Source organism: Pseudomonas sp. GW821-FHT07G06 (assembly GCF_058986625.1).
In genome coordinates this window covers 26360-48969 of the sequence record NZ_JBYSVW010000003.1, presented here as the reverse complement: position 1 = coordinate 48969, position 22610 = coordinate 26360, and the positions used below count along the sequence as shown (strand labels likewise).

At 60.7% G+C, this 22610-nt stretch carries 22 protein-coding genes; 14 read left to right on the top strand and 8 right to left on the bottom strand.

Features of this window, described 5'->3' with window-relative positions:
• The first annotated feature begins 31 nt into the window (after positions 1-31).
• Complete coding sequence (gene tsaC, locus AC3WJW_RS06820) at positions 32-589, top strand: L-threonylcarbamoyladenylate synthase type 1 TsaC (protein WP_102700999.1); 558 nt, start codon at positions 32-34, stop codon at positions 587-589.
• Positions 590-687: 98 nt separating this feature from the next.
• Here the strand turns inward: tsaC and AC3WJW_RS06815 are convergent, their stop codons facing one another.
• Positions 688-1665 (bottom strand): NADPH:quinone reductase, encoded by a 978-nt coding sequence (locus AC3WJW_RS06815; RefSeq protein WP_493725553.1) that lies wholly within the window; start codon positions 1663-1665, stop codon positions 688-690.
• Positions 1666-1828: 163 nt separating this feature from the next.
• On the opposite strand from AC3WJW_RS06815, the gene hemF reads away from it, so the two are divergent.
• Positions 1829-2743, top strand: a complete 915-nt coding sequence (gene hemF, locus AC3WJW_RS06810) for an oxygen-dependent coproporphyrinogen oxidase (protein WP_015092863.1) — start codon at positions 1829-1831, stop codon at positions 2741-2743.
• 13 nt (positions 2744-2756) lie between these two features.
• Positions 2757-3578 (top strand): shikimate dehydrogenase, encoded by an 822-nt coding sequence (gene aroE / locus AC3WJW_RS06805; protein ID WP_493725552.1) that lies wholly within the window; start codon positions 2757-2759, stop codon positions 3576-3578.
• Positions 3579-3656: 78 nt separating this feature from the next.
• Here the strand turns inward: aroE and AC3WJW_RS06800 are convergent, their stop codons facing one another.
• The 3 genes from AC3WJW_RS06800 to betC form a co-directional block, all read right to left on the bottom strand.
• Positions 3657-5225 (bottom strand): SulP family inorganic anion transporter, encoded by a 1569-nt coding sequence (locus AC3WJW_RS06800; protein WP_493725551.1) that lies wholly within the window; start codon positions 5223-5225, stop codon positions 3657-3659.
• A 154-nt stretch (positions 5226-5379) separates the two neighbouring features.
• Positions 5380-6300, bottom strand: a complete 921-nt coding sequence (choX, locus tag AC3WJW_RS06795) for a choline ABC transporter substrate-binding protein (RefSeq protein ID WP_007969855.1) — start codon at positions 6298-6300, stop codon at positions 5380-5382.
• Between the two features lie 16 nt (positions 6301-6316).
• On the bottom strand, positions 6317-7831 hold the full coding sequence (gene betC, locus AC3WJW_RS06790) for a choline-sulfatase (RefSeq protein WP_493725550.1): 1515 nt from the start codon (positions 7829-7831) through the stop codon (positions 6317-6319).
• Positions 7832-7945: 114 nt separating this feature from the next.
• On the opposite strand from betC, the gene AC3WJW_RS06785 reads away from it, so the two are divergent.
• Positions 7946-8896, top strand: coding sequence for a choline sulfate utilization transcriptional regulator (locus tag AC3WJW_RS06785; protein ID WP_493725549.1), 951 nt, complete (start codon positions 7946-7948; stop codon positions 8894-8896).
• A 47-nt stretch (positions 8897-8943) separates the two neighbouring features.
• Here AC3WJW_RS06785 and AC3WJW_RS06780 read toward each other — a convergent pair whose 3' ends face one another.
• The gene (locus AC3WJW_RS06780; RefSeq protein ID WP_493725548.1) at positions 8944-9609 is read right to left on the bottom strand and encodes an NAD(P)-dependent oxidoreductase; all 666 of its coding nucleotides are present in this window, start codon (positions 9607-9609) and stop codon (positions 8944-8946) included.
• Between the two features lie 84 nt (positions 9610-9693).
• Here AC3WJW_RS06780 and AC3WJW_RS06775 point away from each other — a divergent pair, with 84 nt between their 5' ends.
• Positions 9694-10020, top strand: coding sequence for a DOPA 4,5-dioxygenase family protein (locus AC3WJW_RS06775; RefSeq protein WP_015092870.1), 327 nt, complete (start codon positions 9694-9696; stop codon positions 10018-10020).
• On the opposite strand, the gene AC3WJW_RS06770 is transcribed toward AC3WJW_RS06775, so the two are convergent.
• A complete protein-coding gene (locus AC3WJW_RS06770) occupies positions 10021-10422 on the bottom strand; it encodes a GFA family protein (RefSeq protein ID WP_015092871.1) in 402 nt (133 codons plus the stop codon).
• A 417-nt stretch (positions 10423-10839) separates the two neighbouring features.
• Between AC3WJW_RS06770 and AC3WJW_RS06765 the strand changes: the two genes are divergently transcribed.
• From AC3WJW_RS06765 to AC3WJW_RS06725, 9 genes are all read left to right on the top strand, one after another.
• Positions 10840-12147, top strand: a complete 1308-nt coding sequence (locus AC3WJW_RS06765; RefSeq protein ID WP_116579845.1) for a CitMHS family transporter — start codon at positions 10840-10842, stop codon at positions 12145-12147.
• Between the two features lie 85 nt (positions 12148-12232).
• Positions 12233-13000, top strand: coding sequence for a TerC family protein (locus AC3WJW_RS06760; RefSeq protein WP_493725547.1), 768 nt, complete (start codon positions 12233-12235; stop codon positions 12998-13000).
• A 293-nt stretch (positions 13001-13293) separates the two neighbouring features.
• The gene (locus tag AC3WJW_RS06755) at positions 13294-14952 is read left to right on the top strand and encodes a Na/Pi cotransporter family protein (protein WP_493725546.1); all 1659 of its coding nucleotides are present in this window, start codon (positions 13294-13296) and stop codon (positions 14950-14952) included.
• 56 nt (positions 14953-15008) lie between these two features.
• Positions 15009-16385, top strand: coding sequence for a M16 family metallopeptidase (locus tag AC3WJW_RS06750; protein ID WP_493725545.1), 1377 nt, complete (start codon positions 15009-15011; stop codon positions 16383-16385).
• 212 nt (positions 16386-16597) lie between these two features.
• On the top strand, positions 16598-17626 hold the full coding sequence (locus AC3WJW_RS06745; RefSeq protein WP_007969841.1) for a DUF5924 family protein: 1029 nt from the start codon (positions 16598-16600) through the stop codon (positions 17624-17626).
• A 54-nt stretch (positions 17627-17680) separates the two neighbouring features.
• Entirely contained in the window at positions 17681-18829 is a 1149-nt protein-coding gene (locus AC3WJW_RS06740) for an ABC transporter permease (RefSeq protein WP_493725544.1), read from the top strand.
• Positions 18826-19629, top strand: a complete 804-nt coding sequence (locus AC3WJW_RS06735; protein ID WP_458373652.1) for an ABC transporter ATP-binding protein — start codon at positions 18826-18828, stop codon at positions 19627-19629. The genes AC3WJW_RS06740 and AC3WJW_RS06735 overlap by 4 nt, the downstream gene beginning before the upstream one ends.
• 1 nt (position 19630) lies before the next feature.
• Positions 19631-20569: an MlaD family protein gene (locus AC3WJW_RS06730; protein ID WP_493725543.1), complete on the top strand. Its 939-nt coding sequence runs from the start codon at positions 19631-19633 to the stop codon at positions 20567-20569.
• Positions 20566-21192: an ABC-type transport auxiliary lipoprotein family protein gene (locus AC3WJW_RS06725; RefSeq protein ID WP_493725542.1), complete on the top strand. Its 627-nt coding sequence runs from the start codon at positions 20566-20568 to the stop codon at positions 21190-21192. The genes AC3WJW_RS06730 and AC3WJW_RS06725 overlap by 4 nt, the downstream gene beginning before the upstream one ends.
• Positions 21193-21323: 131 nt before the next feature.
• Here AC3WJW_RS06725 and AC3WJW_RS06720 read toward each other — a convergent pair whose 3' ends face one another.
• Complete coding sequence (locus AC3WJW_RS06720) at positions 21324-21971, bottom strand: HAD family hydrolase (protein ID WP_493725541.1); 648 nt, start codon at positions 21969-21971, stop codon at positions 21324-21326.
• Positions 21972-21997: 26 nt separating this feature from the next.
• Complete coding sequence (locus AC3WJW_RS06715; RefSeq protein ID WP_056726737.1) at positions 21998-22543, bottom strand: gamma carbonic anhydrase family protein; 546 nt, start codon at positions 22541-22543, stop codon at positions 21998-22000.
• Positions 22544-22610 lie beyond the last annotated feature (67 nt).

The window sequence follows — 22610 nt, the reverse complement described above, 5'->3', positions numbered from 1 at the left end:
CTGCGCAGAGCCTTATTCTGGAGAGTTTTTCATGGTCAACAGTTGGCGTGTGCAACAAGCCGCGCAAGCAATTCGCGCCGGGGCGGTGATTGCCTACCCAACCGAAGCAGTCTGGGGCCTGGGTTGCGACCCGTGGGACGAGGAAGCGGTGGAGCGTCTGCTGCTGATCAAGGGGCGGTCCGAGGATAAAGGGCTGATCCTGGTCGCCGACAACATCCGTCAGTTCGATTTCCTCTTCGAAGACTTCCCCGAATTGTGGATGGACCGCATGGCCAGTACCTGGCCGGGACCGAACACCTGGCTGGTGCCGCACCAGAACCTGCTGCCGCAGTGGATTACCGGCGTGCATGAAACAGTGGCGCTGCGGGTCAGTGATCACCCACTGGTGCGGGACTTGTGCGCACTGGTCGGGCCGCTGGTGTCGACGTCGGCCAACCCGCAGGGACGCCCGGCGGCACGCACGCGGCTTCGCGTCGAGCAGTACTTCCGTGGGCAGGTGGATCTGGTGCTGGGTGGCAATCTGGGCGGGCGCAAGAACCCGAGCGTGATTCGCGATCTGGCGACCGGCAAGGTTGTGCGCCCGGATTAATACCGAGGCGCGCCCTTCGCGAGCAGGCTCGCTCCCACATTGGTTCTGTGTCGAACACAAATCCCCTGTGGGAGCGAGCCTGCTCGCGATGGCGTCAGTCAGGGCAACAGAACCACCGAACCCGTCGTACGCCGCGCCGACAACTCGGTCTGCGCCTTCGCCGCGTCAGCCAGTGGAAAACGCTGACTGATGTCCACGGTCAACTTGCCGTTGATGATCATCTCGAACAACTCGTCGGCCATGCGTTGCAGGTTCTCGGCGTTGTTCGCATAAGTGCCCAGGGTTGGCCGGGTCACGTACAGCGAGCCTTTCCCCGCCAGGATCCCCAGGTTCACGCCATCGACCGCGCCGGACGCATTGCCGAAACTCACCACCAGGCCACGCGGTGCGGCGCTGTCGAGCGAAGTCAGCCAGGTGTCCTTGCCAACGCCGTCGTACACCACCGGGACTTTTTTGCCGTCGGTCAATTCCAGCACGCGCTGGGCGACGTTTTCATGGCTGTAGTCGATGGTCGCCCAAGCGCCGTTGGCCTTGGCCAGTGCGGCTTTCTCGGGCGAACTGACCGTACCGATCAGCTTCACGCCCAAGGCCTTCGCCCATTGGCAGGCCAGAGAGCCTACCCCGCCGGCTGCGGCGTGGAACAGGATGGTTTCGCCACCCTTGAGTTCATAAGTCTGACGCAGCAGGTATTGCACGGTCAGGCCCTTGAGCATCACGCCTGCGGCCTGTTCGAAGCTGATTGCATCCGGCAGTTTCACCAGATTGGCCTCGGGCAACACATGAACTTCGCTATAGGCGCCCAGAGGGCCGCTGCCATAGGCCACGCGATCGCCGATCTTGAAGCGGGTCACGTCGCTGCCGACCGCCTCGACCACGCCCGCACCCTCCGAGCCAAGGCCCGATGGCAGGGATGGCGGTGGGTACAGGCCGCTACGGTAATAGGTGTCGATGAAGTTCAGGCCGATGGCCTTGTTGGTCACGCGCACTTCCTTCGGACCTGGTTCGGCGGGTTGATGATCCACATACTCGAGCACTTCGGGACCGCCATGGGCGCGAAACTGGATACGCTTTGCCATCAGAACTCTCCATAGGTCGTTTTACCAAGCGTCCTATCGGACTCCTAAGCTTGATTTTCGTCAACTGCGAAGGGGTAACTTGCGATGTTATGCTACGCGCCCATTTGCGCAGGCTGAGCTCCAATGGAGCGCCGCGTTGTTTTGCCCGATTCAAGGTGATGACATGACGACCCGCACCGAGGCCGTAAAAGCCTACCTGCTCGACCTGCAAGACCGTATCTGCGCCGCCCTGGAAGCCGAAGACGGTGGCACGCAATTCGTCGAAGACGCCTGGACCAGGCCGGCCGGCGGTGGCGGTCGCACCCGCGTGATTGAAAACGGCACGGTGATTGAAAAGGGTGGCGTGAACTTTTCCCACGTCTTCGGCAGCGGTCTCCCACCCTCAGCCAGCGCCCACCGGCCGGAACTGGCGGGCCGTGGCTTTGAAGCCCTGGGTGTGTCGCTGGTGATTCACCCGCACAACCCCCATGTGCCGACTTCCCACGCCAACGTGCGCTTTTTCATCGCTGAAAAAGAAGGTGAAGAACCGGTCTGGTGGTTTGGCGGCGGCTTCGACCTGACCCCGTATTACGGCAACGAAGAAGACTGCATCCACTGGCATCGCATCGCCGAGCAGGCCTGTGCGCCGTTCGGCCCGGACGTCTACCCGCGTTACAAGGCCTGGTGCGACAGCTACTTCCACATCAAGCATCGTCACGAGCCGCGTGGCATCGGCGGGTTGTTTTTCGACGACCTGAACGAGTGGGATTTCGACACCAGCTTCGCCTTCATGCGTGCCATCGGTGACGCGTACATCGATGCTTACCTGCCGATCGTGCAGCGCCGCAAGAACGACGCGTTCACGGCTAAACAGCGCGAGTTTCAGGAGTTCCGCCGTGGCCGCTACGTTGAATTCAACCTGGTCTACGACCGCGGCACGTTGTTCGGCCTGCAATCGGGCGGGCGTACCGAGTCGATCTTGATGTCGCTGCCACCGCAAGTGCGCTGGGGCTACGACTGGAAGGCTGAGCCTGGCAGCGAAGAAGCGCGCCTGACCGAGTACTTCCTGCAGGACCGCGATTGGTTGGCTGAAGCTTGAACGAGGAATCCTGATGGACCGTTATGTCGTATTCGGTAACCCGATTGGCCACAGCAAATCGCCGTTGATCCACCGTCTGTTCGCCGAGCAGACCGGGCAAAAGCTGGACTACAACACAATGCTGGCGCCACTCGACGACTTTTCCACCTGTGCCCGGACGTTTTTCCTCGAAGGACGCGGCGCCAACGTGACGGTGCCATTCAAGGAAGAAGCCTATCGGCTGGCGAACAGCCTGACGGCGCGGGCGCAGCGCGCCGGTGCGGTCAATACCTTGAGCAAACTGGCCGATGGCAGCCTGCTGGGCGACAACACCGACGGTGCCGGGCTGGTGCGGGACCTGACGGTCAACGCCGGATTCAGCCTCAAGGGCAAACGTATCCTGCTGCTCGGCGCTGGCGGCGCGGTGCGCGGTGCCCTGGAGCCGCTGCTGGCCGAGCAGCCGGTTTCGGTGATCATCGCCAACCGTACGGTGGACAAGGCCGAGTTGCTGGCGGAACTGTTCTGCGATCTGGGGCCGGTTTCGGCCAGTGGCTATGACTGGTTGCAGGAATCGGTGGACCTGATCATCAACGCGACCTCCGCGAGCCTCACGGGCGATGTGCCTCCAATTGCGCCCAGCCTGATCGAACCGGGCAAAACGGTGTGCTACGACATGATGTACGGCAAGGAGCCGACCTCGTTCTGCCGCTGGGCCAGCGAACACGGGGCTGCGGTGGCGATGGATGGCTTGGGGATGCTGGCCGAGCAGGCCGCGGAGGCGTTTTTCCTGTGGCGCGGCGTGCGACCGGATACAGCGCCGGTGTTGGCGGAGTTGCGTCGGCAGTTGGCCCTTTAACTTCAAAGATCGCAGCCTTCGGCAGCTCCTACAGACATTCACAAAACCTTGTAGGAGCTGCCGAAGGCTGCGATCTGTTTAATCCTCAAACCGGATCGGGCATTTCTCCGCGCCTTCGAGCTTCCTCAGCTCTTCTACCACCTGCGGCCGGGCCCGGCGCAAGGTCAGGCTGCGGTCCTGGCGCAGCAATCGTCGCGCTTCCTGGTGCAGCATTTCCACCCCTGAGTAATCGATGAAGTTGATCTGCTGCGCCTCGATCACCACGCGCGCGCCGTGCATGCGTTGCAGGCGTACTTGCAGGTAGTGGCTGGCACCGAAAAAGATCGAACCGCCGACCCGCAGAATGTCCTCCTCACCATCACGTACATGCTGCACCCGTGGCTGGGATGTGCGTTTGAGATAGAAAAAAAGCGAGGCCAGTACGCCGGCGTAGATCGCCGTCTGCAATTCCAGCAGCAGCGTAGCGACGCAGGTCAGCGCCATGACCACGAACTCGGCGCGGCTGACCCGCAACAATGCGCGAATGCCGCGATGGTCCACCAGGCCCCAGGCGATCAACAGAATGCTGCCGGCCATGGCCGGGATCGGGATGTGTTCGATCAACCGCGCGCCGAATATGGCGAACATCGCCACCCACAGTGCCGAAAAAATCCCCGCCAGCGGTGAGCAGGCGCCGGCCTCGTAGCTGAGACCCGAGCGGGTGAAGGAGCCAGCAGACAGCGAACCGGAAAAAAACGCGCCGACCATGTTCGACAAGCCCTGGGCGCGAACTTCCTGGTTGGCGTCGAGCAGTTGCTGCGAACGTGCCGAAATCGAGCGGGCAATCGACAGGCTGGTGACCAGCCCGAGCATGCCGACCGCCACGGCGCTGGGCAGCAGGCGCAGGATCAGATCGAGATCCAGTGGCAACGGACTGAAAGGCGGCAGCTTGCCGGTGAAGGCGCTGACCAGTTGCACGTGCCCGAGCATCGATGGCCAGAGCCAGACCAGCAATCCGCCAAGGATCAGGGTGATCAATAGCGTCGGCCAGCGTGGCAGCAGGAGTTTGAGGATCACGCCCACCACCACGGTCGCCAGCCCCAGCGCCAGCGAAGGTTTGTCGATTTCGCCGATATGGCGCAACAACGTGATGAAACTGTCCAGCGCGGTGGCTTGGCTGGGTAAGTCCAGTCCCAGCAGGTTAGGCAATTGACCGATGGCAATCACCACGGCAGCACCCAGGGTGAAGCCGAGTACCACCGAGTGCGAGACGAAATTCACCAGCGCACCAAACCGCAGCAAACCCAACAGCCATTGAAAGATGCCGGCCAGGAAGGTGAGCAACAGGATCACGGTGACGTAGTCCTGCGTCGCCGGAACGGCCAGAGGACTGACGCTGGCGTAGAGGACAATCGAGATGGCCGCCGTAGGGCCGCAGATCAAATGCCACGACGAGCCCCAGAGGCAGGCGATCAGCACCGGGATGATTGCGGCATAGAGGCCGTATTCCGGAGGGAGGCCGGCAATCAGCGCGTAGGCAATGGATTGCGGCAACGCGAGAATCGCGCCGCTGAGGCCGACGACCAGGTCGCGCCCGATGCTGGCGCGGGTTTGCTTGGGCAACCAACTGAGGAATGGAAAGAGTGAATGGCGGCTTGGCAGGGCCATGGGGCCTCTCGGTGAATAAACGGCGCAATATGTCAGGGTGGTGGGTCAGAAACAGTAGTGCAAGGGCGACTATTGAATCGCGGGCAAGCCCGCTCCCACAAGGATCTCCGAAAACCTGTGGGAGCGGGCTTGCCCGCGATGGCGTCCTTGAGCCTTACAACTTGGCTTTGACCGCCGGCAGCGCGTCCTTGCCATCCACGGTCTTCACTCCATCAAGCCACTTGTCCAACACCGCGGGGTTGGCCTTGATCCATGCCTTGGCGGCGTCGGCGTTACTGACCTTGTTGTTCACCACCTCGGCCATGATGCTGTTTTCCATATCCTGGGTGAAGCTCAGGTTGGTCAGCAGCTTGCCGACGTTCGGGCAGGCCTGTGCATAACCTTTGCGGGTCAGTGTGTGCACGCTGCCGGTGTCACCGAAGTACTTCTCGCCGCCCTTGAGGTAATGCATCTTCAGTTGCACGTTCATCGGGTGCGGGGTCCAGCCGAGGAAGGTCACGAATTTCTGCTTTTTCACCGCGCGGGACACTTCCGCCAGCATGGCTTGCTCGCTGGACTCGACCAGTTTCCACTGGCCCATGTCGAAATCATTTTTCTTGATGATCTCTTGCAGCGAGATGTTCGCCGGTGCGCCGGAGCCGATGCCGTAGATCTTGCGATCGAACTTGTCGGCGTATTTGTTCAGGTCGGCAAAGTTATGCACACCCGCGTCCCACACATAGTCTGGAACGGCAAGGGTGAATTCGGTGCCGTCGAGGTTCTTCGCCAGTTGTGTGACATCGCCGTTGGCGACGAATTTGTCGTAGAAGCCCTGCTGCGCCGGCATCCAGTTACCCAGGAACACATCGACCTGGCCATCCTTGAGCCCGCCAAAAGTAATCGGCACCGCGAGGGTGTCGACCTTGGCCTTGTAGCCCATGCCGTCCAGCAGAAACCCGGTGATAGCGTTGGTCGCGGCGATGTCGCTCCAACCCGGGTCGGCCATCTTCACGGTCTCGCAACTCTGATCGGCAAACGCCGATGCACTGCCCAGAGCCAGGAGCCCGACCGTCAGTACTGTGGATAACCTTTGCATGGACTTCCCCTTAACGTTATTGGTTTTGGCAGGGTTGTGGATAACGTGCTTTACGTTCCAGATCGTCGAGGTCGATGTGGTTGCGCATGTATTGCTGACTGGCGTCCACCAGCGGCTGGTGATCCCAGCTCTTCAGCTTGCCGAGGGTCAGCGCCTCGGCCACGAAACGCCGGCGCCGCTGGCTGGCGAGCACCTGCTGGTGGATTGCCGGAATATTCCATTTCGCCCGCGCCTCAGCGAGAAAATCGTCGAACAACTGGCGATGTTGCGGCGAATGGCTGAGTTCTTCCAGTTCGTGAGGGTCATTGTGTACGTCGAAGAGCAGACAAGGGTCGTCTTCGCTGTAGATGAATTTATAGGCACCGCGGCGGATCATCATCAGCGGGCTGATGGTGCCTTCGGCCATGTATTCGCCAAACACTTCATCGTGGCCACCCTGCCCTTGCAGGTGCGGCACCAGCGAACGGCCATCCAGCGGCAAGCCCGGTTCCAGCGAGCCGCCGGCCAGTTCGACGAATGTCGGCAGCAGGTCCGCCGTGGAAACACTGGCGCTGACCCGACCAGCCCCGAACTGCGCCGGTGCGCTGATCAGCAGCGGCACCCGTGCGGCCATTTCATACCAGTGCATTTTGTACCAGAGGCCGCGCTCGCCGAGCATGTCGCCGTGGTCACCGGAAAACACGATGATGGTGTCTTCGATCAGCCTGGTATCTTCAAGGGTTTGCAGGAGTTTGCCGACGTTGCTGTCGATATAGCTGCACGCGCCGAAATAGGCACGACGGGCATCGCGGATCTTATCCACAGGCAGTGGCTTGTCCCACAGGTCATAGACCTTGAGCAACCGCTGCGAGTGCGGATCGAGGTCATGCGGGTCCGGGGTTGCAGGCAGCGGGATATCGGCATCGTCGTACAAATCCCAGAAAGCCTTGGGAATCGTGTACGGATCGTGTGGGTGAGTCATGGAAACGGTCAGGCAGAACGGCTGGTCGCCCTCCTCGCGGATATGGTCGAACAGGTACTGCTGGGCCTTGAATACAACCTCTTCGTCGAAATCCAGCTGGTTGGTGCGCACGCAGGGTCCGGCTTGCAGAACCGAGGACATGTTGTGGTACCAGGTCGGACGCACGTCCGGTTCATCCCAGTTCACTGCCCAGCCGTAGTCGGCCGGGTAGATGTCGCTGGTCAGGCGTTCTTCGTAGCCATGCAACTGGTCCGGCCCGCAGAAATGCATCTTGCCCGACAGGGCGGTGCGGTAGCCGAGGCGGCGTAAATAATGGGCATAGGTCGGTACGTCGGCGGGGAAGTCGGCGGCGTTGTCGTAGGCGCCGATCTTGCTCGGCAACTGGCCGCTGACCAGGGTGAAACGCGACGGCGCGCACAGGGGGCTGTTGCAATAAGCCGAGTCGAACACCACGCCTTGTGCGGCGAGGCGGCTGAGATTGGGTAACTTGATGGGCGATGGACCGTAGAACGGCAACATTGGCGCGGCCATTTGATCGGCCATGATGAAAAGAATGTTCTTGCGCTTCATGTGATCGCGGCATTCCATAGTGGATGTTTATGCGAGAGTGCTGGCTTCGAGAATGGAACCCAAGCTCTTCGCGGTAAAGCCCATGCACGGCAATGACTAGGATAAGCACAGCTTATGTATGACGCCCTTGGTGACCTGTCACTGGATCTGCTTCGAGCCTTCGAAGCGGCAGCCCGTCAGCGCAGCTTCACCGCGGCGGCGGTTGAACTCGGCACCACGCAGCCGGCCATCAGTCAGCAGATCAAGCGCCTTGAAGAACAACTGGCGACCCGATTGTTCGACCGCATTTATCGCGGTATCGAGTTGACTGAGGCCGGGCTGATACTTTTTCAGCAGGTTCAGCTCGGATTGCAGAATATCGACGCAGGATTGAGCGCAATCAGTGCCCAGCAACAGCATGAGGTGCTGCAGGTGGCCACGGATTTTGCCTTCGCCGCCTATTGGTTGATGCCGCGTCTGCACCGCTTTCACGCGGCCAATCCGCAGGTGGATGTCAGCCTGGTCACCAGTGAACGCAGCCATAACATGCTACGTACCGATATCGACGTGGCTGTACTGTTTGGCGATGGCCGCTTCAAACAGGGTGAAAGCCATTGGCTGTTCAGTGAGGAAGTGTTTCCGGTGTGCAGCCCGCAGTTGCTGGGTGAGCGTTCCCTGCCCTTGCCCCCCCAGGCATTGCTCGAGTTTCCGTTGCTGCATCTGCGTGGGGAAAACAGCAGTAACTGGTTCGACTGGAGTGGTGTATTCCGCGAGTTGGGCATCACCTCGCCCCCGGCACCCGGTCAACTGCGTTTCGACAATTACACCTTGCTGATTCAGGCAGCGATTGGTGGTCAGGGCGTGGCCATCGGCTGGCGCCACCTTGTGGATAACTTGCTGGCGCAAGGGTTGTTGTGTCGACCGATCGGCGAAACGGTGATTTCCCGGCTGGGCTATTACGTGGTTTTGCCCCAGCGTAAACGGCGCGGAGTGTTGATCCAGCAGTTTGTGGATTGGTTGATGGCTGAACAGGCGGGTAGCGCGGAGTCGTTGACGGGGTTGGCGTTTCCTTCGATTGCGGTTTGAGTGTTAAAAGATCGCAGCCTGCGGCAGCTCCTACAGGAGCAGCCAATTCAAGGTTCCGAGGTCTCGATGAAACTGACGTGCTCGCCGATGTGCAGTTTCAGGTGCAATTCATCGGCAATGCCCACGGCGGTGCGGGCTAGTCGTCCGAGCGGTTCGGCCAGCCCCGGCTCGAGGTTGCCGCCGGGTTTGGCGAAATGTTCGATGGTCAGCCCCGGTACCCCGCGCGGTTCGTTAACCAGCGTCCACTGCAAAGGACTGCTTTGCAGTGCCTCGCGGATTTCCTCTGCGGCGTGACGTTGCAGGCTGTCCTCGAGCTCCGGCTCGTCCAGCACCCCGAAATCTCCCACCAGAAACAGCCGGGCAACGCCTGCCCCGTGCAGGCCTTCAATCAAGGCGTCGACTGCCAGCACTTGCTCGACCGGACCCGGTACGATGGTTTTTTCCACGTGTTCGCTGTTGAACGGTAAGCCAGGAGCGTCCAGCAAACAGATGACCACGGAGCTGCCGGCCACACTCTGCTTGACCCGTTGCGCGTCGAACAGGTCGCCAGTCTTGGTGCGCAGCCCCGGACGGGGTGCCAGCGCATTGAGGTCATCGAGAATCGCGATCACTTCATGCTGGCGTCGCAGCATTTCAGCCATCAGCGCACTGCCCAGGCTACTCATGGCACCATAAAGCACCACTTTCACAACGGGGGTTTCGGCATTTTTCATGGCTGGACCCTTTTTTCCAGCGTCTATATGACGTGAGACCCGCAGGCAACGGCGAGGGTTCGAACAGCTTTCAGAGGGATTGCAATGCAGCAGATCACGGGCTATCACGCCCATGTTTACTTCGATGCCGACTCGATCGGACAGGCGCGGGCCCTGTGTGAGCAGGCGGCGCAATTGTTTCCAGTGAAAATGGGCCGTGTGCATGAGCGCCCGGTCGGTCCGCACCCGGACTGGAGCTGCCAGTTGGCGTTCGAGCCGCAGGTGCTGGGCGACGTGCTGCCGTGGCTGGCGCTCAATCGCAAGGGGCTGGTGGTGTTTTTACACCCGGACACTGGCGACGATCTGCGCGATCACACCGAGCATGCGATCTGGATGGGCGCGATTCGACCGCTGGATCTGTCTATTTTTTGATCAGAGTGTTTCTTCAGCCTCGCCGGGCAAGTGTTCGTCCAGATGCAGCCACGGCAAGCGGCTGTCGGTCCAGATGTGCCGCTGCGCCGGTGCCTGCTCGGGGTGGTCGAGGGTGGCGATGGTCAGGTCGATGCTGTCCGGGCTCAGGTGCGTTACCACCGCCAGTTGCGCCCCGCAGTGACCGCAGAAATAACGTGCGCAGGTGGATGAAGAATCGTACCGCGACGGCGTCCCGGCCAGCCATTGAAAGGCGGATGCCGGCACGGTGATCCAGGTGGTCACGATGCCGCCGCTGACCCGTCGGCAAATCGAACAATGACAGTGGACGATATCGTGCAGTGGCCCGCTGAATTGATAGCGTAGTTGCCCGCAGTGGCAGCCACCGGTGTGAACGTTGTTCATGACATTCCTCCTGCTGCGTAATGACTGACGCCTTCGCGAGCAAGCCCGCTCCCACATTGGCTTTGTGTACGACACAGATCCAGTGTGGGAGCGGGCTTGCTCGCGAAGGCCGTAACCCGGTTCACCTCCCTGCCCCCGTCCGACGACCGGTCGTGCATCCGGTCAAAGCTTTCAATTGCGAAAGCTGGCTGAAAGCTTCCCCGATTAGGATCGCCGCCACTACCGGCAAAAGACCGGTGGCCAATGCGAGTGTTCGATTGCTCGAAAGGCCCATTTAACAACAACAATGGTGATTCTGATGTCCTCTTCTACCCGCCACTTCGCTGCGCCTCCGTCCGTACCTCTCGTGCTTCCCGTTCTGCGCTGATCCCGCCCGATCCGCCCATTCCCTAGCCGCGCTACGCCTGGAGTACTCCCATGCTGACTTTCCTTGGCTTCGCCATGGTCATCACGTTCATGTTCCTGATCATGACCAAGCGCCTGTCCGCGCTGATCGCCCTGATCCTCATTCCAATCATCTTCGCCCTGTTCGGCGGCTTCGGCCCCAAGATCGGCCCGATGATGCTAGAAGGCATCACCAAGCTCGCGCCGACCGGCGTGATGCTGATGTTCGCTATCTTGTATTTCGCCCTGATGATCGACTCCGGCCTGTTCGACCCGGCCGTGCGCAAGATCCTCAAAATGGTCAAGGGCGACCCGCTGAAAGTTTCGGTCGGCACCGCCGTACTGGCGCTCGTCGTTTCCCTCGATGGTGACGGCGCGACCACCTACATGATCTGCGTGGCCGCGATGCTGCCGCTCTACAGCCGCATCGGCATGAGCCCGCGGATCATGGCCGGCCTGATCATCCTCGCCGGTGGCGTGATGAACATGACCCCATGGGGCGGCCCGACCGCCCGTGCCGCCAGCGCACTGCACGTGGACCCGTCGGCTATTTTCGTCCCGATGATCCCGGCGATGCTGGCCGGTGTGGTGGCGATCCTGGCCATCGCCTACTTCTACGGCAAACGTGAGCGTGCGCGCCTGGGTGAACTGCACCTGGTGGGCGATGAAATCGACCACAGCGAAATCAGTGTTTCGCAGTTCCCGGATGCCCGTCGTCCGAAACTGATCTGGTTCAACGGCGCCCTGACGCTTGGCCTGATGTGCACCCTGATCGCCGGCCTGCTGCCGTTGCCGGTGTTGTTCATGGTGGCGTTCAGTATCGCCATGATCGTTAACTATCCTTGCCTGCAACAGCAGAAGGATCGCGTCGCGGCTCACGCCGGTAGCGTACTGGCCGTGGTCGGGCTGATCTTTGCGGCCGGCATCTTCACCGGTATCCTGTCGGGCACCGGCATGGTCGATGCCATGTCGAAAAGCCTGTTGTCGGTGATTCCGGATTTCCTCGGCCCGTACCTGGCGGTGATCACGGCGCTGGTAAGCATGCCGTTCACCTTCTTCATGTCGAACGATGCATTTTATTACGGCGTGTTACCGGTACTTGCCGAAGCCGCCAGTCATTACGGTATAACCGCGGTGGAAATGGCACGTGCCTCGATCGTCGGTCAGCCCGTCCACCTGTTGAGCCCGCTGGTTCCATCGACTTATCTGTTGGTGGCCCTGGCCGGTATCGATTTCGGTGACCACCAGCGCTTCACCCTGAAGTGGGCAGTGCTGGTTTGTATCTGCATACTGATTGCTGCACTGCTGTTGGGGACTTTCCCGATGTTCAGCACTCTATAAGCCCAAGACTCACCACTTCGGGTCCAGGCTTCGCTGTTTGAAGCCCGGGCCCTTTGTGGTTTAACAATCGCTCAAAGGAATACACATGGAATGGCTGACCAACCCTGAAATCTGGGTTGCCTTCTTTACCCTGACCGCCCTGGAAATCGTCCTGGGCATCGATAACATCATCATGATTTCGATCCTGGTCAGCCGCATGCCCAAACACATGCAGGCGCGCACCCGGATTTTCGGTCTGGCGCTGGCCATGATCACGCGAATCCTGCTGCTGCTGTCGATCACCTGGGTCATGCGCCTCACCGCCGACCTGTTCGAAGTGTTTGGCCAGGGTATTTCCGGACGTGACCTGATCCTGTTCTTCGGTGGTCTGTTCCTGCTGTGGAAGAGCTCGCAAGAGATGTATCACGCCCTGGAAGGTGAAGACGAAACCAACGAAGCGCCTTCGGGCAAGGGCGGCAACTTCCTCTACACCATCATCCAGATCGCGATCATCGACATCGTGTTCTCGCTGGACTCGGTCATTACCGCGGTCGGCATGGTCTCCCACGTGCCGGTCATGGTCGCGGCGATCATCGTGGCCGTGCTGGTGATGATGTGGGCTTCCGGCACCATCAGCGAGTTCATCGACAAGCACCCGTCGCTGAAGATGCTGGCGCTGTCGTTCCTGTTGATCGTCGGTACCGTGCTGATTGCCGAATCCCTGGATATGCATATTCCTAAAGGCTACGTCTATTTCGCCATGGCGTTCTCGCTGGCGGTGGAAGCGATCAATATCAAGATGCGCACGGCCATCGCGAAAAAGAAGAAACAGCAGGATCCGGTAAAACTGCGCAAGGACATTCCGGGCCAGTAACCCGGTAGCGCTAAATACGCAAAACCTGTGGGAGCGAGCTTGCTCGCGATGGCGGTCCGTCAGTCAACATCGATGTTGGATCTGATGGCCTCATCGCGAGCAAGCTCGCTCCCACAGTGCTTTGTGTGGCTGTAAGATCGCCGTTTTCATGACAGTTTTGTTTCAATCCCTTCTTTGGCTGTGCGATGCTGGCGCGCAGACCGTTAGCCAACTACAGCTTAAGTACAGAACGTAGAACGTCGCGCGGCACCGTTAACTTGCTCCTTTGGGGCGCTACACCACAGGGGGTCATTATGCTCACCCTGCTCAATTTGCTTTCCGCTGTGGCCCTGCTGATCTGGGGCACACACATCGTCCGAACCGGCATTCTGCGGGTCTACGGCACCAATTTGCGCCATGTCATCAGCCATAACATGGCCAACCGCTGGCTGGCTTTCGCCTCCGGGATCGCCGTGACGGCGATGGTCCAGAGCAGCAACGCCACTGCCATGCTCGTCACTTCCTTTGTCGGCCAGGGCCTGATGGCGCTGACCCCGGCGCTGGCCACCATGCTGGGTGCGGACGTCGGTACGGCGCTGATGGCACGGGTGCTGACGTTCGATCTGTCGTGGCTGTCGCCATTGCTGATTTTTGTCGGGGTGATTTTCTTTCTGTCGCGCAAGCAGACCCGGCTCGGGCAGTTGGGCCGTGTCGCCATTGGCTTGGGGTTGATCATTCTGGCGCTGCAACTGATTGTCGAGGCGGCGCATCCGATTACCCATGCCAAAGGGGTGAAGGTGATTTTCGCTTCGCTCACCGGCGACATCCTGCTCGACGCCCTGGTTGGCGCGCTGTTCGCGATGATTTCCTATTCCAGCCTGGCCGCCGTGCTGCTGACCGCGACCCTGGCGGGTGCCAACGTGATCAGCCTGCCGGTGGCCATCGGGCTGGTGATCGGCGCCAATATCGGCAGCGGCATACTCGCCTTCCTCAGCACCAGCATGCAGAACGCCGCCGGTCGCCAAGTGGCGCTGGGCAGCCTGCTGTACAAACTGATTGGTCTTTTATTGATCATTCCGGTGCTCGACCCGCTGGTGCACTGGCTCGATGGTCTGGATTTCAGCCCTCAGGAAATGGTCATTGGCTTTCACCTGCTCTACAACACCGTGCGCTGCCTGATCCTGCTGCCCAGCCTCGAACCGATGGCCAGGTTTTGCGCCTGGGTGCTACCGGAGCGCCCGCTGGCCAATGGCACGGCCAAGCCCCGGCATCTTGACCCCACGGCATTGGTCACGCCCGGTCTGGCGCTGGCCAACGCGGCCCGGGAAACCTTGCGCATGGGCGACCTGATCGACAACATGCTCGAAGCCATGCTCGACGTGTTGCGTGGCAAGCAAACGGCCGTCACCCAGGAAGTCCGCCGCCTGAGCGACGATGTCGAAGCGCTCTACAGCGCGATCAAGTTGTACCTGGCGCAAATGCCCCGGGAAGACCTCAGCGATCAGGACAGCCGGCGCTGGGCGGAAATCATTGAGCTGGCGATCAACCTGAAGCTCTCCAGCGACTTGATCGAACGCATGCTGCGCAAGATTCAGCAGCAGAAAACCTCGCAGCGCCGGTCGTTTTCCGAAGTCGGGCTGGACGAACTGACCGGACTGCACACTCAGTTGATTTCCAGCCTGCGGCTCGGGATGTCTGTGTTTCTCAGTGGTGACCCGGAAAGTGCGCGCCAACTGGTGCGTGAAAAACGTCGTTTCCGTGCACAGGAACGGCGCCTGGCCCACGCTCATGTCAGCCGTTTACACCGTAAAATCGTGCAAAGTATCGAAACCAGCTCGTTGCACCTGGAGCTGATCGCCGACATGAAGCGTCTGAATTCTTTGTTTTGCAGCAGTGCCTACGTGGTGCTGGAAACATCGGACACCGGTGCGCTGGTGGTCGACGATTTGAGCGACATCACTCATTCACCCTGAACGTCCACAGTCGCCTGAAGTCTGTTGAACTTACGCTGGTCGTATGGAAGCTTGTTATGCGTTGTCTGTTGTTCGCCTGCCTGTTGCTTGGTTCACTCCCGTCATTCGCCCTGGATCGCTTCCAGGTCGAGGGCTACACGCTGCGCAACGGCTTGCAGTTGCTGCTCAAACCCGGCACTGATCGCGGGCATGTGGCAATCCGGCTGGTGGTCGGCGTTGGCCTGGACGATTTCGGCTGCGAAGAAAAGGAATTGCCGCATCTGCTGGAGCACCTGTTGTTCAGCGGCATCGACGCCAGTGGCGAAGGTGGCCTGGAGGAGCGCATGCAGGCCTTGGGCGGTGAGTGGAATGCCTTCACCAGCAATGCCGATACGACCTTCGTCATCGAGGCTCCGGCGAAAAACCAGCGCAAGGTGCTCGACCTGTTGCTGGCGCTGCTGACCCAGACCCGCTTCGACGACAGCGCCATCAACGCGGCCAAGCAAGTGGTCGAGCGTGAAGATGGCGGCCACTACTCGCACCTGCAACGCTGGCTCGATCGTCAGGACCTCGGCCACACGGCCAGCAACCAGTTGGCCGTCGAGTTGGGTCTCAAATGCCCGGAGCGTGCGCAAGTCGATGACCTGACCCGTGAACAACTGGAGCAGGTGCGCAAGGACTGGTATGCGCCGAACAACATGACCCTGATCGTGGTCGGCGATCTCGACAAGTTGCTGCCAGCCTATCTGGAGCGGGCGTATGGTGCGCTGGAAGCAATCACCCCCGGCGAGCATCCGCCACTGCCGCAGATCCAGGCCAGCGCCGCCCATGAGCGCACCTTGCCCCACGGTCTGGTCGGCAACGGCGCCAAGTTGCACTGGCTGGTGCCGGAGCCGGTGCTGGAAGATGGGCACGACCAAACCTTCGATTTACTCAAGGACTATCTGGATTGGGCGCTCTATCGCCAGCTGCGCCTGGCTCATGGTTTATCCTACGGCCCGTGGGCGGAACGCGAAGTGTTCGGCGGCGTGGGTTTCATGAGCCTCAATGCCGACCTTGAACGCGACGACGTGCCCGAGGCCGAACAAGTGCTCGATGACTTGAAGGCCGGACTGCTCAGAGACGGCCTCAATGCCGACACCTTCAACCGCCTGAAGCAGGCCGCGATCGCCCGCCAGGCCTGGGCTGTACAAGGCAACAGTGCGTTGGCCGACTACTACTGGAGCGCCATCGGCGACTACGAGGACGGCCGCTTCACTAATCCGGCCAAGGAGCTGCAGGGGGTGACGCTGGAAGAGGCGAACAAGGCCGTGCGTGAACTGCTGTTGCAGCCGGGGTATTTGCGGATCGAGAAGCCGTTGTTCAGCTATGACCAGTTGATGTGGTTGGTGGTTGGTGGGGCGGGCTTGATCGTGTTGATGCTGGTGGGCTGGCGTTTGCATCGCAGGAAGTAATTACTCTGTTTGGCAAGCAAACTCCTTGTGGGAGCGAGCTTGCTCGCGATAGCGGATTGTCAGCCGACAAAAATGTTGGATGTGCCGGCCTCATCGCGAGCAAGCTCGCTCCCACAGGTGGCGTGGTGTCACTGACCGTGAACCCTCGCCACAGCGCCACACCAGCGTTACCCTGTCGAGGTTTTTTCCTACAACCACTGTGAACCCGTCGAATGCAAAACCTGACCCGTTTCGTACAGCGCATCCTCGAATTGATGAAGCGCTACCCCGGGGTCATTGCGCTTGCCGGTTTCATCTCCGGGGTAGGCAGCTTCATCCTGGTCGATCGCCAGCAAGGCCTGGCGAGCTGGATCACCACCATCATGCTGATCAGCTGGATCTGGCTGATGCTGGAGAACAGCCTGACCAAGTTGTTCACGCGCATTTTCAAGCGCGAAATCCCGGAACCCTTGCTGCGTTATGCAACGCAGATGATCCATCAGGAAAGCCTGTTCTTTGTCCTGCCGTTCTTCTTCATCACCACGACGTGGAACAGCGGCCAGTTGTTTTTCACCGGGCTGCTGGGCGTCGCGGCACTGATTTCGATCATCGACCCGCTGTACTACAAGTGGCTGGCGCCACGACGCTGGGCATTTCTGGCCCTGCACACCCTGACCCTGTTCGCCGCGCTGCTCACCGCATTGCCGGTGATCATGCACCTGACCACCGCGCAAAGTTTCAAATGGGCGCTGGGAATCTCGGTGCTGCTGTCGTTCCCGAGCCTGGCGTCGATCTTCCCGATTCGTACCCTGCGCAGTGCGCTGGCGATTTTGAGTATCACGCTGGGCATTGGCGCCGTCGGGTGGGAGCTGCGCTCGTGGGTGCCACCGGCGACGCTGTGGATGACCGACGTGGCCATCAGTACGCAAATGCAGGACCGCACGCCTGGCGCCAGTCTCGACGAAGTCAGCGCCGAGCAGATCCGCAATGGCGGGCTTTACGCGTACACCGCGATCAATGCCCCGCGTGGCCTGGACGAGCGGATTTATCACGTCTGGCAGTTCAACGGCAAAGAGGTCGACCGTATCCCTCTGGATATTCGTGGCGGGCGCAAGGAAGGTTACCGGGCCTGGACCCACAAGCAAAATTTCCCGGGCAACCCGGCCGGCAAATGGCAGGTCCGGGTGCTGACCGAAGATGGCCAGGTCATCGGCGTGCTGCGTTTCAAGGTCACGGACAGCACAGCGATCAAAGAAAAGTAGTACGGTTCGTGCTATTACGTAGAGCTGCCTAATCACTGAACAAGCACGGAGCTTATGATCAGCAGCACGATGGCCGGCAATGCCCAGTTGGACACGTCGCTCACCCCGGCACGGTTGCGGGTGACGGGCGACTGGACGCTTGCCCATTACGCTGACCTCAAGCTGTTGAGCGAAAAACTCCACGGCCAGTACGACGCCAACACCCCCATCGACCTCAATGGCCTCGGCGCCCTCGACACCGCCGGCGCCTCGCTGTTGGTCGAGCTGCTCGGCTCCGAGCGCCTCGGTCGCTCCGCCGAACATCCTGATTGCACACTCTCCGCCGCCGATCGGGCGTTGCTGCAAACCGTCTACTGCTCTTTGACCGATTTCTGCGTACCGATCAAGGAACCGGAAGTCAGCGTTTCCATTCAGTTGCTGACCCGCATTGGCCGTGCGGTGGACACCGTCTGGCAGGACACCCTGCAACTGTTGGGTTTCGTGGGCCTGATCATCGAAACCATCGTCCGCGGTCTGTTCCGTCCCAAGCGCTGGCGCGTCACGCCGATGATTGCCCACATCGAACAGACCGGCCTCGACGCCGCCCCCATCGTTGCGTTGCTGACTTTTCTGGTGGGCGCCGTGGTGGCGTTCCTCGGGTCGACGGTGCTGGCCACCTTCGGCGCCACCGTCTTCACCGTGGACCTGGTGGGGTTTGCCTTCCTGCGCGAATTCGGTGTGTTGCTGACCGCAATCCTGATGGCCGGGCGCACCGCCAGTGCGTTCACGGCGCAAATCGGTTCGATGAAGGCCAACGAGGAAATCGACGCCATCCGCACCCTGGGCCTCGACCCCGTGGAGTTACTGGTGGTGCCGCGGGTTCTGGCGTTGCTGATCGCCCTCCCGATGCTGACCTTTCTGGCGATGCTGTCGGGGATTATCGGCGGTGCCGTGGTCTGCGCGGTGTCGCTGGATATCTCGCCGGCGATGTTCCTGTCGCTGCTGCAAACGGACATCGGCGTTCAGCACTTTCTGGTGGGGATCGTCAAAGCCCCGATCTTCGCCTTCCTCATCGCCGCCATTGGTTGTCTCGAAGGCTTCAAGGTCAGTGGGAGCGCCGAGTCTGTGGGCGCGCACACCACGTCGAGTGTGGTGCAGTCGATTTTCGTGGTGATCGTGATGGATGCGGTCGCCGCGATGTTTTTCATGGAGATGGGTTGGTGAGTCGTATCCCCAGAGCGCCCTCCGAGGCGGTGATTGAAGTCCGTGGACTGTGCAACCGCTTTGGTAGCCAGAGCGTGCACGAGAACCTTGACCTGGACTTGTACAAGGGCGAGATCCTCGCCGTGGTCGGCGGCTCCGGCAGCGGCAAATCGGTGCTGCTGCGCAGCATTGTCGGGCTGCGCCAGCCCAGCGAAGGGGTGGTGAAAGTCTTCGGCAAGAACCTGCCAACCTTGTCCGAGCACGAGCGCTCGCTGGTGGAACGGCGATTTGGCGTGCTGTTCCAGAAAGGCGCGCTGTTCTCTTCGCTGACCGTGACCGAGAACGTTGCCCTGCCGCTGATCGAGCACGCCGGCTTGAGCCGCAACGACGCCGAGCATCTGGCGGCGGTGAAAATGGCCTTGGCCGGGTTGCCACTGTCGGCGGCGGAGAAGTACCCCGCGTCGCTGTCCGGCGGCATGATCAAGCGTGCCGCACTGGCCCGGGCATTGGCGCTGGACCCGGACATCCTGTTTCTCGATGAGCCCACCGCCGGTCTCGACCCGATTGGCGCTGCCGCGTTCGACCAATTGATCCTGACCCTGCGCGATGCCCTGGGCCTGAGTGTCTTTCTGGTGACCCACGACCTCGACACGCTCTACACCATCACCGACCGGGTGGCGGTGCTGGCGCAGAAAAAGGTGCTGGTGGCGGACGCCATCGACAAGGTCTCGGAAACCAACGATCCGTGGATTCACGAGTACTTCCATGGCCCTCGCGGCCGCGCGGCGTTGACGGCCGCCCAACAGCTCAACGAGGTCTGACATGGAAACCCGAGCCCATCATGTATTGATCGGCCTGTTCACCGTGATTGTGGTGACGGCCGCGCTGTTGTTCGGTCTGTGGCTGGCGAAGTCCAGTGTCGACACCGAGTTCAAGGACTACGAGGTCGTATTCAACGAGGCGGTCAGCGGTTTGTCCAAGGGCAGTTCGGTGCAGTACAGCGGGATCAAGGTCGGCGATGTGATCTCGCTGCGCCTGGACCCGAAAGACCCGCGCCGGGTGTTGGCGCGAATCCGCCTGGCCGGCGATACCCCGGTCAAGGAAGACACCCAGGCTAAACTGGCCCTGACCGGCGTTACCGGGACCTCGATCATCCAGCTCAGCGGCGGCACGCCACAGAGCCCGACGCTCAAGGGCAAGGACGGCAACCTGCCGACCATTGTCGCCTCGCCCTCGCCCATCGCCCGCCTGCTCAATGACAGCGAAGACCTGATGGCCGGGGTGAACACGCTGATGCATAACGCCAACCTGATGTTCTCCACGGAAAACATCGCGCGCATCAGCAACACCCTGGAGCATCTGGAGCAAACCACCGGAACCATTGCCGATCAGCGCGGCGATATCCGACAGGCCATGCAGCAACTGGCTTCGGTGGGCAAGCAGGCCAACAACATGCTGGAGCAGACCACAACGCTGATGCGTAACGCCAACGGGCTACTCAACGAGCATGGCAAGGAAGCGCTGGGCAGCGCCGAGCAGGCGATGAAGTCGCTGCAGGAGAGCAGCGCCACCCTCAACACACTGATCAGCGCCAATCAGGATTCGCTAAACAGCGGCATGCAAGGCCTCAATGGCCTGGGCCCGGCCGTGCGCGAGATGCGCGAAACCCTGTCCTCGTTGCGCGTCATTACCAAACGTCTGGAGGCCGACCCCAGCGGTTACCTGCTGGGCAGTGACAAGACCAAGGAATTCACGCCATGAAGCTGATTCGGATCGCCCTCCTCGCTGGCTTCACGCTGATCGGCGCGTGCTCGATCCTGCCCAAGCCAGAGCTTTTCGAGGTTTATCGATTGCCCTCAGCCCCAAGCAGCACGCCAGCCAGCCATGGCACGCCGCAGCACTGGTCGCTGCGCCTGACCAAGTTCCAGTCCAGTGAAGCGTTGAACAGTCCGAACATTGCAGTCATTCCTCAGGGCGACGTGATCAGTCACTACAAGGGTTCTCGCTGGAGCGACCCGGCGCCGGTGCTGGTGCGCAATCGCCTGCTGCAAGGTTTCCAGCATGACGGACGGGTGATACTGCTGAGCACCGATGACAGCATTTTCCAGACCGATCTTGAATTGGGCGGCAGCCTGCAGGCGTTCCAGACGGAGTACCAGGGTCCGAATGCCAGCGTGGTCGTGCGTCTGGATGCATTGCTGGTGCGCAGCTACGACCAACGCATCCTCGCCAGTCGCCGCTTCGAAGTGCGCCAGCCGTTGAGCAATGTGCAGGTCCCGGCGGTGGTGACCGGGTTCGGTCAGGCGAACGATCAGTTGACTGCGCAGGTGGTGAACTGGGCGGTGGAGCAAGGACAGAAACTGGCGCCACCACCTCGACCATGAAGGCCTGCGCAATTCCTTTGTAGGAGCGAGCTTGCTCGCGAAAAACCTGAGAGCGCCGCGGGGCGTCAGGCTTCCAGCGTTATCGTTCACGGCCATCGCGAGCAGGCTCGCTCCTACGGGGAGACGTCGTATCAGCGCAAAAACGCCTGATGCAACTCAGCCAGCGTTTCAAAGTGATACGCCGGCGCTTCGGCGCTCAGTTCTTCATGGCTGCCGAACCCGTAACCCACCGCCGCTGCATCCAGGCCGTTGCTGCGCGCGCCGATGAGGTCGTGCTTGCGGTCGCCGATCATCAAGGTATTGGCCGGGTCCAGCTTTTCTTCGGCCATCAGGTGAGCGATCAGATCGACCTTGTTGGTCCGGGTGCCGTCCAGTTCGCTGCCGTAAATCACCTTGAAGTGCCTGGCAAAATCGAAATGCCGGGCGATTTCACGGGCGAACACCCAGGGTTTCGAGGTCGCAATGTACAGCTGCCGGCCTTGTCCGCTCAGGGTTTCCAGTAGCGGCGTGACGCCGTCGAACACACGGTTCTCGTAGAGTCCGGTGACCTTGAAGCGCTCGCGGTAGAAATTCACCGCCTCCCACGCCTTGGCTTCATCGAAGTCGTAGAACTGCATGAAGGCCTGCAACAATGGCGGGCCGATGAAGTGTTCGAGTTTGCCCAGGTCCGGTTCATCGATACCCAGTTTGCCCAGGGCGAACTGGATCGAACGGGTGATGCCCTCGCGCGGGTCGGTCAGGGTGCCATCGAGGTCGAACAAAACGGTTTGGTAGTGCATGTTGAGTCCTGAATGAGGGGGCCGGGTCAAAGCTGGTCGTAGCCTTCGGCCAGATGCAGGTCCTTGAGCTTCACGTAGTTCGCCGCGCTGTAGGTGAAAAAAGCGCGTTCCTTGTCCGTCAGCGGGCGGATCTGCTTCACCGGGCTGCCCACATACAGGAAGCCGCTTTGCAGGTGCTTGCCCGGTGGCACCAGGCTGCCGGCGCCGATGATCACGTCATCGTCGACCACTGCGCCGTCCATGACGATGCTGCCCATGCCGATCAACACCCGGCTGCCCACCGAACAGCCATGCAGCATGACCTTGTGGGCGATGGTCACGTCATCGCCGATCAGCAACGGAAAGCCATCAGGGTTGAACGGACCGGCGTGGGTGATGTGCAACACACAACCATCCTGCACGCTGGTGCGCGCGCCGATGCGGATGCGGTGCATGTCGCCTCGGATCACCGTCAGCGGCCAGACCGAGCTGTCTTCGCCGATTTCAACGTCGCCGATCACCACGGCCGAGCCATCGACAAAAGCGCCTTTACCCAGCAGCGGCGTGTGGTTCTGATACTTGCGAAGGTTCACGATAGGGTTTCTCTCTGTTGCTGATAGCTGCGGTGAACGTCGATTGTAATTAAGATGGCTGCATGTT